Origin of the sequence: Acinetobacter sp. LUNF3, assembly GCF_022699605.1 — a bacterium.
In the GTDB taxonomy this organism is placed as follows: domain Bacteria; phylum Pseudomonadota; class Gammaproteobacteria; order Pseudomonadales; family Moraxellaceae; genus Acinetobacter; species Acinetobacter johnsonii.
On record NZ_CP093968.1, the window covers coordinates 2,664,054 to 2,678,900 of the forward strand.

The window sequence follows — 14,847 nt, forward strand, 5'->3', positions numbered from 1 at the left end:
ATCTCGCTGGCAAACAAATCTTTATAAAAATAAATAATTAGAAATATCCATTCATTCTAAAGGCAAAAGTTATGATCGATGTCGTGAAGCATGAGTGACTAAAATCCAATTTTCATTCTTCTTATATTCATCCTCTAAAATGAAATACTTCTAACAGTGTCTTATATCCTATGCGTAAATAAACATGACCACCGTAAGCCTTAAAGGCTCTTGTATTGAGCTTGAGTTTATTTTCAACGATTTGAGTTAACATAAATTTCATTATTTTAGACATAAAAAAACGACTCCGAAGAGTCGTTTTTTAGTTAAAACTCAGATTATTGAGCTTGAACTGTACGGCTGCCGGAAATTGTCGCGAATACACGACGGTTCATAGCACGGCCTTCTTTAGTGTTGTTGTCAGCAATCGGTTGGTCCCAAGCGAAACCTTGAGTAGACAAACGAGCTGGGTCAACGTTGTATTCGTTTACTAGAGACGATTTAACAGAGTTAGCACGAGCTAAAGATAAACGTTCGTTCAATGCACGTGGACCAGTGTTGTCTGTGTGACCTTCGATGCGAGCAGTAGCATTTGGATATTCAACTAACTTCTCAGCAACTTTAGCGATTTCTGGCTTGTATTGATCTTTGATGTTTGATTTGTTTGTATCAAAGAACACACGAAGTTCCATGTTAAGGTCTTCAGTTAACTCTTGTGGTTGAACTGGAGCAACTGGCTCAACTGGAGCAACTTCTACTACTGGAGCAGCAGGTTTCAAGTGACCACCAAGAACTACGTTAAGACCAGCAAGCGCTGTGTAGTTCCAGAAATCTTCATCGATGTTGTAAGTAGCACGAGCTTCAGTACGTAGAGACAAAGCATCGTTCAAGCGCCAGAAAGCACCTAAACCAGCATTACCTAAAGTACCTTCTTCTTTAAGGCCACGACCAGCACGACCTAGATCGTTATCAAACTCGTATTTGTAGTGACCAGCACCTAAAAGTACATATGGCTTGATTTTGCTGTCGTAGTTTTTAGTGATCAAATCAGAAGTAGCATAGAAATTACCGTTGATTTGCGTTTGCTTGTATTCAGCATTCGCTTGGTCAACCATGTCACCTTTAACTTGGTTGTATTCCGCTTCAAAACCTAACCAAGGAGTAAGCTCTACACCAAGTGCAGCACCAACAAATAGGTCATCATCCATTTGAGCTGAATCAGTCAAATGATCACCACCATTATTATGTTTAGTGTCTTGGAAAGTGTAACCAAGCATTAATGGAGTAACAGTTACGCCCGCGTTTGCAGCAGCTAAAGGAGCAGCTACGAGCATTGCTAATGCAATACGACTCATTTTCATGGATTTATCCTCCAGAGATAACAATTGTTTTTCAAGCTAAGCTTAAAATTATTTAACCATTCTGAGATAGGCTTTTTTATACCCCAGTTTTATTTTTAAGCTATTCGCAATGAATCATACAAACACTTTATTTTTTTTCCAAGTGCTTGATAACTTTAATCAAGTAAATTATTGACAAAATTACTTACAATTTCCGTTGTAATTCGGTAATTTTTTACTCAATTTTTACTTGCGAATAGCTTATTTTCACTTGTGCTGCATTTTAACAGCTTTTTAAACAAGTTGAGTACTACTAATTATGTATAAAATTTGTTTGATAAACAAAGCTTTAATAAATAAAAAATAACTCTACAACAAAAAATTGGATAACCATATGTTTTTTATAAATAAAAAAGGGTTCACATTATTTGAACTCCTGATCACTATTAGCATTATTCTGATCATTTGTACAATCGCACTTCCTCATTTTCATCAGTACATGGCCTCGCAAGAGCGAATCAAAACATTGAATACATTAAGGAATAGTATTCAGACAGCCAAAAATATGGCCAACTTACAACGTCAAAATATCACCATTTGCCCAAGTCAAGACCTCGTTCAATGTCAGAATCATCAATGGAACACTGGCTTTATTGTATTTATCGATAATAATAAAAACCGACGAGTAGATACCAGTGAAACGATTATTCGGACAGAACAACAGCAGCTCAAATATGGCAATCTTGATTGGCGTGGCACACTCAGTCTTCCATCATTAAGCTTCAAAGCTGAAAATGGCTTGCCCCTTGGCTCAAATGGAACATTCTATTACTGCTCCTTAGAAAGTCAGGATCACTTTAAACTGGTCATGAGCAGAATGGGACAAGTCCGCCCCGAACCACTCAACACCTGTAACTAGACCCATGAGTCCATAATCACGTTTTCAGCTTTTCTATCTAGCAGATTTGCATATACTGCTTAAGTTTCCAACAAAACGTATAAGTAATTCGGAGTAGAAAATGACAGACATCGTGATTGTGAATGGTGCTCGTACGGCAATGGGCGGTTTTCAAGGCAGTTTAGCAAGTGTGACCGCTCCAGAACTCGGTGCTGTGACGATTAAAGAAGCGATTGCTCGTGCTGGCCTACACGCAAATGATGTAGAAGAAGTAATCATGGGCTGTGTTCTACCTGCGGGATTAAAGCAAGGTCCAGCGCGTCAAGCTATGCGCCAAGCAGGTTTACCTGATTCAACAGGTGCCGTGACCATCAATAAATTATGTGGTTCTGGCATGAAAGCGGTAATGCAAGCTGCAGATATGATCAAAGCAGGTTCAGCAAATATCGTGGTTGCAGGTGGCATGGAGTCGATGACCAATGCACCTTATATTTTAACCAAAGCACGCGCAGGCTACCGTATGGGGCATGGCGATGTTAAAGACCACATGTTCCTTGACGGTTTAGAGGATGCTGAAACAGGTCGTTTGATGGGTTCTTTTGCACAAGATATGGCCAATACCCGTGGCTATACGCGTGAGCAAATGGATGCCTTCGCGATTCGCTCTTTGGAACGTGCACAAACAGCGGTCAACGAAGGTTACTTTGCCGATGAAATTGTGCCTGTGACAGTATCCACACGTAAAGGTGATGTGGTTGTAGATAAAGATGAACAACCGTTCAATGCCAATATTGCAAAAATTCCAAGCCTTCGCCCTGCTTTTGCTAAAGACGGCACCATCACTGCGGCAAATGCAAGCTCAATTTCGGATGGTGCATCCGCACTGGTTTTAACGTCAGCAGAAAATGCATCGAACAAAGGTTTAGCACCATTAGCCAAAATTGTGGCTTATGCATCGAACTCACAACATCCATCAGAGTTCACCATTGCACCAGTCGGTGCAATTGAAAAAGTCCTTAGAAAAACAGGTTGGAATGCACAGGATGTAGATCTTTGGGAAATCAATGAAGCTTTTGCGATGGTAACTATGTGTCCAATCGATGACTTCAAACTTGATCCAGCAAAAGTGAACATCAATGGTGGAGCTTGCGCATTGGGTCACCCTGTCGGTTCAACTGGTTCACGTATTATCCTGACTTTGATTCATGCGCTTAAACGCACAGGTGGTAAAAAAGGGATTGCGGCACTATGCATCGGCGGCGGTGAAGCAACTGCTGTAGCGATTGAATTACTTTAAGATTCAAGCAACCCTCTTTTATTGACATATTTTATACAATAAAACATTGGATAATTAGCTGATATAAAAGCGACATTTATGAAAATCCCTCGACTGCGAGGGATTTTTTATTACAAGATTGTATTAGGGCCGATCTCAACGACTTGTTAAAATAATGACGAAAAAAACAACAAGGATAAGACAATGCAACTGAATCACTACCTCAACTTTGATGGTCAAACTGAAGCCGCTTTTAATTTTTACAAATCTGTCTTTGGTGGAGAGTTTGCAACGTTCATGCGTTATGGAGACTTACCTTCAGATGAAAGTTCAGTTACCCTTTCCGACGCTGACCAACAAAAAATCATGCATGTTTCGCTTCCCATCAATGCCAGCACGATTCTGATGGCTTCGGATACCAATGATCAGTTTTGTGCTCAGAGCAATACTGTTTTTACTGTAGGCAACAACCACTATATTTCGATTAACTTAGATGCCCATGAACAAGCCGATGCAAAACGCTTATTTGATGCACTTTCAGCCAATGGAAAAATAGAGATGCCTCTAGAGAAAACATTTTGGGGCGCACTCTATGGTGCATTTACCGATCAATTTGGAGTGAAGTGGATGGTGAATTGCCAATTAGAAGAAGGATAAAATGCATCTTCTTTTTAAACATCAATATTTGAGAATTGCGCAATAATAGTGAGCCCCAAGGTAATAAAACCGATACCGAGCCATCCAGCCAAATCGATGTTCTGCCCTAAAAATGCTTTAGCAAGGAGTGCTGTAGCGATGACACCAATGCCAGACCACAGCACATATAAAATTCCCGCTTGCATAAATTTCAAGGCATAGGCTGCACACGCAAAAGAAATCATATAAAGCACCAGTGCAATACCTTGATCCAACTTATTGACCAAGCCATTACCTTTGGCGGAATAAAAAGTCGAAAGGACATCTGTAGCAATAGCAATAAGTAACCAAATGACACCGGGATTAATTTTTGCAAAAAGTGCCATCATGTCCAATTTACCTGCTTCTTTTGCTTCAATTTGTTCATCAAAAATGCTGCATATAAATACAAAAAAGCTGAACCGAAGTCCAGCTTTTCATTGCTTGCTTAAAAAATTAAGCGCCCGTTTGATAACTGGCTTGTGCAACGGCTGTTGATGCTTGATATGGATTTCTAAAATCATTTAAACCCACTGCAGCCTCAAGAATGTCTTTACCTTCTTTAATGACAAAGGTATCAAAGCCTGAACGTTTCATGTAGTTCAAGACATCTTTAAACACATCACCTGTTGCACGTAGTTCACCTTGGAAACCTTGGCGACGTAATAGCGCTGCAAATGAATAGCCACGACCATCGTTAAAACCGGCAAAATCAATAAAGATGGCATCTAGCTGATCTAAAGGGAACTCATGCGTTTCAGGAGAAGCATCGACTGTAACCAGTAGTGCTTTTTTACCCGAAACTTCAGCTAATTGATCTAACTGCTCAACCGTTAAAACCACATCACCTTGCGGTAAAACACCATCTTCACCAATCACTTGGTAAGTATTGTCTGCAATCGAACCATCTTTAGAGAGGACTTGTAGTGCTGTATTAAGCATATGCACGCTCCTTAAAAGGTTGAATGCCTACACGGCGATAAGTATCAATGAATTCTTCACCCTCAGCACGAAGGTCAAGATAAGTATTTAAAATTTCTTCAACGATGTCTGGCACAACTTCAGCTGCAAATGAAGGGCCTAAAATGTCACCAATTGAAGCATCATGATCGGCATTACCACCCAAAGTGATTTGGTAGAATTCAGCGCCTTTTTTGTCTACACCTAAAATACCAATGTTGCCCACATGGTGATGACCACATGCATTCATACAACCTGAAATATTCAGATCCAGTTTGCCAAGGTTATAAATGGTATCTAAGTCATCAAAACGGCGTGAAATCGCTTCTGAAATAGGAATCGATTTCGCATTTGCCAGTGAACAGAAGTCACCGCCTGGGCAGCAGATAATGTCGGTTAAGAAACCAATGTGTGCACGCGCTAGATTGTTTTTCTCAAGAATAGTCCACAGTTCAAATAAATCCTTCTGTGGCACATCTACCAAAGAAATATTTTGCTCATGCGTGGTCCGCAGTTCACCAAAGGTGTATTTGTCTGCAAGATCTGCAATCAAATTCATCTCTTCCGTGGTCACGTCACCCGGTGCAATACCCGTACGCTTCAACGAAATCGTTACAATACGGTAGCCCTTCACTTTATGCGCACTGGTATTGATATTGAACCACTGTTTAAATTTCGGATGTGCAGCAAACTGTTCAGAAAAATCTTCATCTGCATAATCTTGATAATCAAACGGTATAAATTCTTCGTCTAATTTCTGCAAAATTTCAGGCTTAATTTTTAAAGTTTTAATGGTGTGCGCAAACTCAGCTTCGACTTTCTCAGCAAAAACTTGAGGCGTCAACGCTTTCACCAAAATCTTAATACGTGCTTTGTATTTGTTATCACGGCGACCGTGTAAGTTATAAACACGCAGTACGGCTTCTAAGTAAGCAATCAGGTCTTCACGTGGCAAGAACTCACGAATGAAACTACCAATCACAGGGGTACGACCTAAGCCACCACCGACTTTAATTTTATAGCCAATTTCGCCCGCTTCATTTTTAACGATATACACCCCAATATCATGGAATGATGTCGCTGCACGATCAGTTTCTTCAAGTGCTGATACAGCAATCTTGAACTTACGTGGCAAGAAGGCAAATTCTGGGTGGAAGGTTGACCATTGACGGATCAATTCACACGTTGGACGTGGGTCAGCCACTTCACCTGCAACCACACCCGCATATTGGTCTGTAGTCGTGTTACGAATACAGTTACCCGAAGTTTGGATCGCATGCATTTGTACAGAAGCTAGCTCTTGAAGCATGTCTGGAACATTTTCTAGCGCAGGCCAGTTAAACTGAATATTCTGACGCGTTGAAACGTGTGCATAACCACGGTCAAACTCAGTTGCAAGTTCTGCAACTTTGCGCAATTGCGTTGAGTTCATTAAGCCATAAGGCACAGCAATACGTAACATTGGCGCATAGCGTTGTACATAGAGACCGTTTTGAAGACGTAATGGGCGGTACTCATCTTCAGTGAGTTTTCCAGCTAAATAACGTTCCGTTTGGTCACGGAACTGTGCAACACGTTCATTGATCAGTTGCTGATCGAAATCAGTATATAAATACATGGCGTACAGCTAGTAGTTTCATTATAACGGCTGACAGCATAACGAGATTTAAACTATCAACAAAATGCGTTTTTTACATATTTCATAGCTGTTTTATTGATAAGGATAAGTAGATGTACTGTTTGTCCCTAATCCTAAAGGTTTTTTCTGATTAAAGTATTTTTTATTAGATACTTATACATTATTCAGCTAACTCCGTTCAGCCTATCACATACACACTAACCCATCCATTGCTACCGCATAAATTTTAAACCTGGCTTTCTGGGCAGATCTCAATTTTTCTATTGCTTCCTCGTTCTCACTTTACACTTTTAAACCGATTGCACATAAAAATAGCCTGACGAATCAGGCTATTTGAAAGTTTAAATGACTACAAAAGATTATTTTGCATCGGGTAAGGCATATGCCACCAAAGCATCTCCCATCTTGGTGCCAAATGAACCATGACCACCCGCCATAATGACCACATACTGTTTGCCATTGGCTTCATAGGTCATTGGTGTTGCTTGACCACCTGCTGGTAGACGACCTTTCCAAAGTTCATCACCATTGGTCACGTTGATGGCACGGATATAATTATCCTGCGTACCACCGACAAACATCACATTACCCGCAGTTGAGATTGAACCACCAAGCATAGGAACCCCCATTTTAAATGGTGGTAATTGAATCCCCGGTAAGCTGTCACGGATCGTACCAATACGACGTTTCCATGCAACTTCGTGAGTATTTAAATCCACACCCGCCACAAAGCCCCAAGCAGGCTGTTTACATGGCAAACCAAATGGAGACAAGAACGCACTGATTTCTACACCGTAAGGCACACCATACATCGGTTGTACACCCGCTTCGGTGCCTGCACCTTTGGCTGTTTTCGGACGGTTTGGATCGGCTGGAATGAGTCGAGAAACAAACGGTAAACCGATTGGGTTCATCACCGCGATTTGACGATCAGGGTTAACGGACATACCGCCCCATTCAAATACACCCAAGTTGCCTGGGAAAACCAAAGTTCCATTTTCTGAAGGTGGGGTATAAATACCGTCATAGTTCAGTTTGTGGAAAGACACACGGCACATCAACTGGTCAAACATGGTTGCACCCCACATTTGCTTATCCGTCAGTTTCTCTTTTGGCGCAAGGTCAAAGTCAGAGAAAGGTTGTGTCGCAGAGTAACGCTCACCTTTGGTTTGCGGCCCACGTTTCACTGTTTGTGGTACAGGTTTTTCTGTAATTGGAACAATGGCTGCACCAGTACGACGGTCTAGAACAAAGGCATTGCCTGTTTTCGTTAACACGTAAATGGCAGGAACCATTTTGCCTGACTTATCTTTAATATCCGTCAATGTCGGTTGTGATGGTACATCCATATCCCACAAATCATGATGCGTAGTTTGGAAATTCCACACCAACTTACCTGTTGAGGCATTCAGTGCCAGCATTGAGTTAGCATAACGCTCATGCAATTCGGTACGGTTACCGCCCCAAATATCTGGCGTACCCACACCCGTTGGAATGTAAACCATATCCAAAGCCGCATCATAGGCTAATGGTGCCCATGCATTCGGTGAGTTTTGAACATACTTTTGACCTGGAGCTGGAATCGCATTTGGATCTTCGGCACCTGTGTCAAAGACCCACAACAATGCACCCGTATTTACATCATAACCACGAATCACACCTGAAGGTTCTTCAGTTGAATAGTTATCTGTGGTTGAACCCGCAATAATAATCGTCGTGCCTGTGACCACAGGTGGAGAAGTTGGGATATAACCGCCCGGATAAGGGAATGGCATATCTTTTTGCAAATCGACTTCACCATTTTTACCAAAGTCAGTACAACGCTCACCAGTATCAGCGTTGATAGCAACCAAACGGCCATCATTCACAGGTAGGATTACTTTACGTGGACATAGCTCAGACGATGACTTTTTATTCTGCAAGCTGGCTTCAAAACCAGCCGTATTGTTCGCATCATAATAAGACACACCACGACAGGTTAAATGCTGAAAAGTATTGTCCGCTTTAAGTTTCGGATCAAAAGTCCATTTCGCCTTACCTGTCGCTGGGTCAAGTGCAACCAGTTTTTGGTGTGTGGTACAGATATACATATTGTCCCCAACTTTAATTGGGGTGACCTGATTGGTGGTTTCACCAGAGTCATTTTCTGTTTTAAAGTCGCCTGTGTTATAGGTCCAAGCGACTTTTAAATCCTTAACATTCTCAGAATTAATTTGCGTTAAAGGAGAATAACGCAAGCCAGATTGAGTACGGCCATATGCAGGCCAGTCGCCATCAGCAACACCCGGAATGGACTGTGCGGTTGCAGGTTGCTTGCTGCTCAGTTCACCTCGAATTTCTTGAGGGTCATTAAATACAGCATAGATCATCACTGCAATAGTAATTGCCAATGAACCTGTTAAAACCAGTTTTGCACTTTTAGCGTTGTCAAAGCCACGTGTGACCGCTGGAATGAGTAGCCATAAGCCAAATAAACCAAGGATATCTAAACGTGGCGCCAAGGCAAAGAAGTCTGAACCCACTTCCCATAAGCCCCAAACCACCGTACCCAAGACCAGCAACGCATAAACGATTAATGCCGTACTTTTTAATTTTTGCAGTAGAACTGCAGTCGCGATGAAGAGTAAACCTGCAATGATGTAGTACCAAGACCCACCAAGTACTGCAAGATAAACCCCTCCTATCAGCAGGACTAAACCAAAGATTACAGCAATCACAGCTGTAAAAGTTTTAAGCCCTGAACCTGAAGACGGAGTACTCATATTGACCACCTTTTTCTTAGATTCTGTTAAAAGCTCATATCGTTTTAATATCGATATGAGCACCTAGACAGTTTTTAGATTTTAAGTATCTGTCCGAACGACTTATTTCGAACAGTTTTATGCTTTGAACAACCGTTAAAAGTATTTATCAACCTTGCTGGACAAATACTTATCGATCTAGAAACTAAAATGCGGTCTGGAATTTAATTCCGCCGACCCATGCATTTTCACCATTTTTATACGCGCCTACATGGCGGATATATTGGATATTGGGACGAATGGTCAACCAGTTAGCTGCATGAATACCGTAGTAAATCTCGACATCATATTCTTCACTTTGTAAGCCACGGGCGTCGACACTGTTATTGGCAATATTTGCGTCATTGACATCATCATTGATATTAATACGGGCTAAGCCAATCGCGATTTCGTCTTGAGGGCGAGCATCAAAAGCGCCTTTATAGACCAAACCAATATTCTGCATGTCGCGAACCGTATTGGTATCTGAATCATGTAGTGTGAGATTCACAAAGCCTGTTAAACCACGTACAGCATCACCGTGATGTGCTGTGAGTTGTTGCTTGGCAACCACCCAGCCGCCTTGTTTATGTGAGGTTTGCTGTGGGTTTTGAATGTCTGTGGCATCTGCCGAACTGTAGTAATAACCCGCACGATATTCACCAGGTAACTTATTTACACCTACAGCAGGTTGCCACACCACTTCAGCAGGAATAATGGCTCCCTGCGAACCGTCAGTACTTAAGTTCCAGCCTTTGCCACGTTCTAAGTTTTCAGGGTTATATTCATACACCCCGACTTGTGCATACAGGTCTGGCCGAAGGTTATATTTGACTCGTGCAGCCCATTGGCTGACAGGCCAGTTGTACCACTGGTCACCGACCCAGTTACCAACTTGAGAGCCACAGAGCGCAAGGTTTTGGAAATCACAGTCGAAACTGTTGAAATCTTCCCCTTCACCAAAACGACCGACTTTGATGTCTAACTTTTGATCCATGAACTTTTTCTTAATCCACAAATCAGTTAAACGCCACGTCTGCCCACGTCCCCACACTTCTTGAGTGGAACTTAAATGTCCATCTAAAGCATCGGATGTTTGAGAAAGTGAACGCCCATTGCGTTCGGTAATGGTGATTTGAGCCTCAGTATCCTGCCAGCCCAAAATCTTGTCTAAATCGAAGTGCGTGCCAAATGCAAACTGGTCTGCATATTCGGTACCATGACTTGAAGAATGTGAGGCATCGAGCAACGTTGCCATTTCACCCGTATAGCCAAAGCTAAAGTCGTAGCCTTTTTGCTGCAATGCACTGCGCTGACCATTCCAGTCACCCAGCATCCAAGGGCTTTCTGCCTCAAAGGCATTTGCAGCATACACACTTTGAAAGCACCAACTGAGGGCTAAGAGACTGAGGTTAAAACACCAACTTCTTTTACATTTATTCATAATTGGTGACCTTTCTTACAAAATTACAACTAATCGATATGATACGCTTTATTTGTATAAAAACCCATTTTATGACGTTTTATTGTTTTAAATCTATTCAAATTATCGCTATATGATATTCACAAAGAATCAAAACCAAGTGGTTTGCCTATAAATTCATATCTTATTTTTGAACGTGAAAACTTAATTGGACAAGCTAATTGTTGTTCGCTTTTTGTACTCCCCTCTTTTAAAGGTACAGAAATAACCCATGCACGATCTTTGGCTAATTGCGAATCGAGTGCTTCATCCAACTTTAATACCGGCTCAACGCAGACATCTTGCTGCTGAAAAATTGCGTTCCACGTGGCAAAATCTTGAGTTTTAATTTTGTCTTTTATTGCTTGTTTCACCACCTGACGGTCATCAGTTGCCAGAGAGGCCCCTTTTTCAGCCACAATCGGCAACTCTAAAATCTGGGCCAGCCCATGTAAAAACTGCGGCTCTAAACTCCCAATCGATAAATAACGTCCATCTTGCGTTTCATAATAGTCATAAAAAGTCGCACCATTGAGATAGCTTTGCTCAGGCCCTTGTTTTTCCTGTCCTGCTAAGCTCGCAGCTGCGGCCATGCTACTGAGCCCCACCACACAGTCGGTCATAGAAATATCAATATACTGTCCCAAACCACTCCGCTGTCTTTCAATCACTGAAGCTAAAATTCCAATCACACTATGCAAAGAGCCGCCTGCAATATCCGCAATTTGAATCCCCATTGGTGGTGGTCCACTGTGCTGTCGGCCACTATGTCCCGCGATACCTGACAAAGCCACATAGTTGATATCGTGTCCTGCTTTATTTTGATACCCTCCTGTTTGCCCATAACCCGTAATGGAACAATAGATCAAGCGCGGATTAATTTCAGATAAGGTCTGATAGTCGAGTCCCAATCTTTGCATCACGCCTGGACGGAATTGTTCAATTACAATGTCATAGTCTGAAATTTTCGATTTGATCAGTTCAATATTGGCAGGATCTTTCAAATCAAGAGCGACAGCATGTTTATTTCTGTTGAGATAACTATGTGCAGTGGCCTGTCCATTGGCATAAGGTGGCATTAAACGGATCAGATCAGGTCGGGTTGGAGACTCGATGTGGATCACTTCTGCACCTAGGTCTGCTAAGTACATTGTTGCAAAAGGTCCGGGTAAAAGTGTAGAAAAATCGAGAACTTTCAATCCTTTCAATGCCATATCCATGTTTATTTTCTCTTTTTATGTTGATTTTTTAGCTATTTTAGAAATATAAAAGCAACAAAACAATGTCATGTTCAGCCATTTACCTTGATCATTTCGGCAATTTAACATGTAAAAAGGCAAAAAACTTTAGTGTAAATTGCCTAAAATACTTTTTTTAGCGTCATTTAGGTCAAACGCAAGTGAATATAAAAGAGACTGAAGGATTAAATATGAGCCGCGATACCATTAGTATCCATTTCGTCAATGCGGCTTTAACTGGCGTAAAACGTCTCGGTATGGATGTCGAAACATTACTTTCTCATGTAGGGATTGAGGCAGAACTGCTGCGTCAACCTAAAGCCCGTATTTCTCCAGAACAATATACTCGCTTCGTTAAAATGTTATGGATGGTGACCCAAGACGAACATGTTGGCTTCGATAAGCAACCACGTCGTTTAGGTACGTTTGCCATCATGTGTCAGCTGATTATTCATGCCAAAACCTTAGGTGATGCTTTAGAACTGTCTTCACAGTTTTATAAATTGTTTGGTGATGAGTGGTCGGTGACATTAGAGCGCGACAAGCATGAAGCTCGTCTTGTTCCTCAGATTCCGAAATCAATGGACCCAGATCACTTCATTACCGAAAGTATGCTGATGATTTGGCATGGTCTCGCGTCGTGGTTGATTGAACGTCGTTTACCACTGGAACGTGTGCACTTTGGTTATGAACGTCCGACCCATGCAGATGAGTACGATGCCCTGTTCTTCGCACCTGTGATGCAGTTCGATATGCCGCGTACAGAAATCACTTTTGCGGCAGATTATTTGGACTTACCAATTCGTCAGAATGAAGAAACGTTAGAAGAGTTCTTAAAAGCCGCTCCTGCACAGTTGTTAGTGAAATTTAAAAACACCAACTCCCTCACTTCACGTATTCGTGATGTGTTGAAGAGTCAAATTGGTGAGGAAATGCCAACCCTGAACGATGTGGCTTCCATGTTGTATTTATCTCCTCAAACGTTGCGTCGCCGCTTAGCCGCTGAAGGTAAAAGTTACCAAGGCGTGAAAGATGCATTACGTCGTGATGCCGCGATCCACCTACTATTGAACCCAGGTTTGACTTTAGAAGATGTGGCACAGCAAGTGGGCTTTAGTGAAACCAGTACCTTCCACCGTGCCTTTAAAAAATGGACTGGGGTCACACCCGGTTTATATCGCCAACTACACGGCTATCACTAATTTTCTAGTTTAACGACGGTTCGGCACATTGCTAAACCCAAGATTTCGATCTTGGGTTTTTTTATGCTCAACTCTTCAGTCTATTGGCAAAAAGACTCATCTGACCTGACCCGTTCTAGTCATTGCAACACAGCCATTAATTTGTACACTCGAAATACATAACAACTTAAAAGTCATAAAAAGGAACAGCTATGAGCGAGGCTTATATTATTGACGCCATTCGCACACCACGCGGAAAAGGAAAGAAAGATGGTTCATTGCATGAAGTGAAGCCGATTACTTTACTGACAACATTATTGAATGAACTCAAAGATCGTCATCACTTAGATACCTCTAAAGTAGACGATATTGTCTTGGGGTGTGTTACTCCAATTGCAGACCAAGGCGGTGATATTGCAAAAACTGCTGCAATTGCGGCAGGTTGGGACAATGATGTTGCCGGTGTGCAAATTAACCGTTTTTGTGCTTCAGGTCTTGAAGCTGTCAATATGGCTGCGCAAAAAGTACGTTCAGGCTGGGAAGATGTGGTTGTTGCAGGTGGTGTTGAGTCAATGTCACGTATTGCAATGGGTTCAGATGGTGGGCCATGGGCATTAGACCCTGAAACAAATTTAAAATCACACTTTGTTCCGCAAGGGATTGGCGCAGATTTAATTGCAACATTGGATGGTTATACACGTTCAGATGTCGACGCATTTGCAGCAAATTCGCAACGCAAAGCAGCAGCTGCGCAAGCTGCGGGTTATTTCAATCAATCAGTGGTTGCGATTAAAGACAAAGCAGGCGTGACCATTTTAGATCAAGATGAATTTATTAAACCGTCAACAACAGCAGAAGGTTTAGCAAAACTCAATCCAAGTTTTGAAATGATGGGTGCTATGGGTTTTGATGCGATTGCATTACAACAATATCCAGAAGCGCAAAAAATTAACCATGTACATCATGCAGGAAACTCATCGGGTATTGTCGATGGTGCGGCACTTGTATTACTTGCTTCCGAGAAAGCGGTCAAAGAACAAGGTTTAAAACCACGAGCCAAAGTATTGGCGACCGCATTGGTGGGTTCAGATCCAACCATTATGCTGACAGGACCTGCACCTGCTGCTCGTAAAGCATTGGCAAAAGCTGGTTTAACGATTGATGATATTGATCTATTTGAAGTCAATGAAGCATTTGCATCAGTGGTGATGCGTTTTATGACGGAGTTAAAAGTTCCTGCTGAGAAAGTTAATGTGAATGGTGGTGCAATTGCGATGGGACATCCACTGGGTGCGACAGGTGCGATGATTCTTGGAACTTTACTGGATGAGTTAGAGCGTCAAGGTAAAAAGCGTGGCTTGGCAACATTATGTGTGGGTGGTGGCATGGGTATTGCGACCATTATTGAGTTGGTATAAG

At 41.9% G+C, this 14,847-nt stretch carries 12 protein-coding genes; 5 read left to right on the forward strand and 7 right to left on the reverse strand.

The annotated features are described in order from the left end of the window. Positions 1 to 317: 317 nt before the first annotated feature. Entirely contained in the window at positions 318 to 1,340 is a 1,023-nt protein-coding gene (omp38, locus tag MN200_RS12955) for an outer membrane protein Omp38 (RefSeq protein WP_058870218.1), read from the reverse strand. Between the two features lie 373 nt (positions 1,341 to 1,713). Between omp38 and MN200_RS12960 the strand changes: the two genes are divergently transcribed. The 3 genes from MN200_RS12960 (at position 1,714) to MN200_RS12970 (ending at position 4,150) form a co-directional block, all read left to right on the forward strand. Beyond that, on the forward strand, positions 1,714 to 2,238 hold the full coding sequence (locus tag MN200_RS12960; protein WP_178904699.1) for a GspH/FimT family protein: 525 nt from the start codon (positions 1,714 to 1,716) through the stop codon (positions 2,236 to 2,238). A gap of 100 nt (positions 2,239 to 2,338) precedes the next feature. Then, a complete protein-coding gene (locus tag MN200_RS12965) occupies positions 2,339 to 3,514 on the forward strand; it encodes an acetyl-CoA C-acyltransferase (protein WP_242759592.1) in 1,176 nt (391 codons plus the stop codon). A 183-nt stretch (positions 3,515 to 3,697) separates the two neighbouring features. Continuing rightward, complete coding sequence (locus MN200_RS12970; protein ID WP_058870221.1) at positions 3,698 to 4,150, forward strand: VOC family protein; 453 nt, start codon at positions 3,698 to 3,700, stop codon at positions 4,148 to 4,150. Between the two features lie 14 nt (positions 4,151 to 4,164). Here the strand turns inward: MN200_RS12970 and MN200_RS12975 are convergent, their stop codons facing one another. From MN200_RS12975 to MN200_RS13000, 6 genes are all read right to left on the reverse strand, one after another. Then, positions 4,165 to 4,518: an SMR family transporter gene (locus MN200_RS12975; RefSeq protein WP_058870222.1), complete on the reverse strand. Its 354-nt coding sequence runs from the start codon at positions 4,516 to 4,518 to the stop codon at positions 4,165 to 4,167. Positions 4,519 to 4,624: 106 nt separating this feature from the next. Continuing rightward, positions 4,625 to 5,110, reverse strand: a complete 486-nt coding sequence (locus MN200_RS12980) for a DUF934 domain-containing protein (protein WP_058870223.1) — start codon at positions 5,108 to 5,110, stop codon at positions 4,625 to 4,627. Further along, complete coding sequence (locus MN200_RS12985) at positions 5,103 to 6,746, reverse strand: nitrite/sulfite reductase (protein ID WP_058870224.1); 1,644 nt, start codon at positions 6,744 to 6,746, stop codon at positions 5,103 to 5,105. Before MN200_RS12985 ends, MN200_RS12980 begins: the two co-directional genes overlap by 8 nt. A gap of 380 nt (positions 6,747 to 7,126) precedes the next feature. Continuing rightward, positions 7,127 to 9,529 carry a glucose/quinate/shikimate family membrane-bound PQQ-dependent dehydrogenase gene (locus MN200_RS12990; protein WP_058870225.1) on the reverse strand — a complete coding sequence of 801 codons (2,403 nt, stop codon included), beginning with the start codon at positions 9,527 to 9,529 and terminating at the stop codon, positions 7,127 to 7,129. A 184-nt stretch (positions 9,530 to 9,713) separates the two neighbouring features. Further along, positions 9,714 to 10,991 carry a carbohydrate porin gene (locus tag MN200_RS12995; protein WP_058870226.1) on the reverse strand — a complete coding sequence of 426 codons (1,278 nt, stop codon included), beginning with the start codon at positions 10,989 to 10,991 and terminating at the stop codon, positions 9,714 to 9,716. Between the two features lie 119 nt (positions 10,992 to 11,110). After that, entirely contained in the window at positions 11,111 to 12,229 is a 1,119-nt protein-coding gene (locus MN200_RS13000; protein WP_058870227.1) for a CaiB/BaiF CoA-transferase family protein, read from the reverse strand. A 209-nt stretch (positions 12,230 to 12,438) separates the two neighbouring features. Between MN200_RS13000 and MN200_RS13005 the strand changes: the two genes are divergently transcribed. Both MN200_RS13005 and MN200_RS13010 read left to right on the forward strand, forming a co-directional pair. Then, positions 12,439 to 13,449 (forward strand): AraC family transcriptional regulator, encoded by a 1,011-nt coding sequence (locus MN200_RS13005; protein ID WP_004695134.1) that lies wholly within the window; start codon positions 12,439 to 12,441, stop codon positions 13,447 to 13,449. 191 nt (positions 13,450 to 13,640) lie between these two features. Further along, a complete protein-coding gene (locus MN200_RS13010; protein ID WP_058870228.1) occupies positions 13,641 to 14,846 on the forward strand; it encodes an acetyl-CoA C-acetyltransferase in 1,206 nt (401 codons plus the stop codon). The last annotated feature ends 1 nt before the right edge of the window (position 14,847 follow it).

Excerpts from the sequence above, each read along its gene's own strand:
- omp38 (WP_058870218.1), bottom strand. The coding sequence starts at position 1,340 with ATGAAAATGAGTCGTATTGCATTAGCAATGCTCGTAGCTGCTCCTTTA.
- MN200_RS12960 (WP_178904699.1), top strand. The coding sequence starts at position 1,714 with ATGTTTTTTATAAATAAAAAAGGGTTCACATTATTTGAACTCCTGATC.
- MN200_RS12965 (WP_242759592.1), top strand. The coding sequence starts at position 2,339 with ATGACAGACATCGTGATTGTGAATGGTGCTCGTACGGCAATGGGCGGT.
- MN200_RS12970 (WP_058870221.1), top strand. The coding sequence starts at position 3,698 with ATGCAACTGAATCACTACCTCAACTTTGATGGTCAAACTGAAGCCGCT.
- MN200_RS12975 (WP_058870222.1), bottom strand. The coding sequence starts at position 4,518 with ATGATGGCACTTTTTGCAAAAATTAATCCCGGTGTCATTTGGTTACTT.
- MN200_RS12980 (WP_058870223.1), bottom strand. The coding sequence starts at position 5,110 with ATGCTTAATACAGCACTACAAGTCCTCTCTAAAGATGGTTCGATTGCA.
- MN200_RS12985 (WP_058870224.1), bottom strand. The coding sequence starts at position 6,746 with ATGTATTTATATACTGATTTCGATCAGCAACTGATCAATGAACGTGTT.
- MN200_RS12990 (WP_058870225.1), bottom strand. The coding sequence starts at position 9,529 with ATGAGTACTCCGTCTTCAGGTTCAGGGCTTAAAACTTTTACAGCTGTG.
- MN200_RS12995 (WP_058870226.1), bottom strand. The coding sequence starts at position 10,991 with ATGAATAAATGTAAAAGAAGTTGGTGTTTTAACCTCAGTCTCTTAGCC.
- MN200_RS13000 (WP_058870227.1), bottom strand. The coding sequence starts at position 12,229 with ATGGATATGGCATTGAAAGGATTGAAAGTTCTCGATTTTTCTACACTT.
- MN200_RS13005 (WP_004695134.1), top strand. The coding sequence starts at position 12,439 with ATGAGCCGCGATACCATTAGTATCCATTTCGTCAATGCGGCTTTAACT.
- MN200_RS13010 (WP_058870228.1), top strand. The coding sequence starts at position 13,641 with ATGAGCGAGGCTTATATTATTGACGCCATTCGCACACCACGCGGAAAA.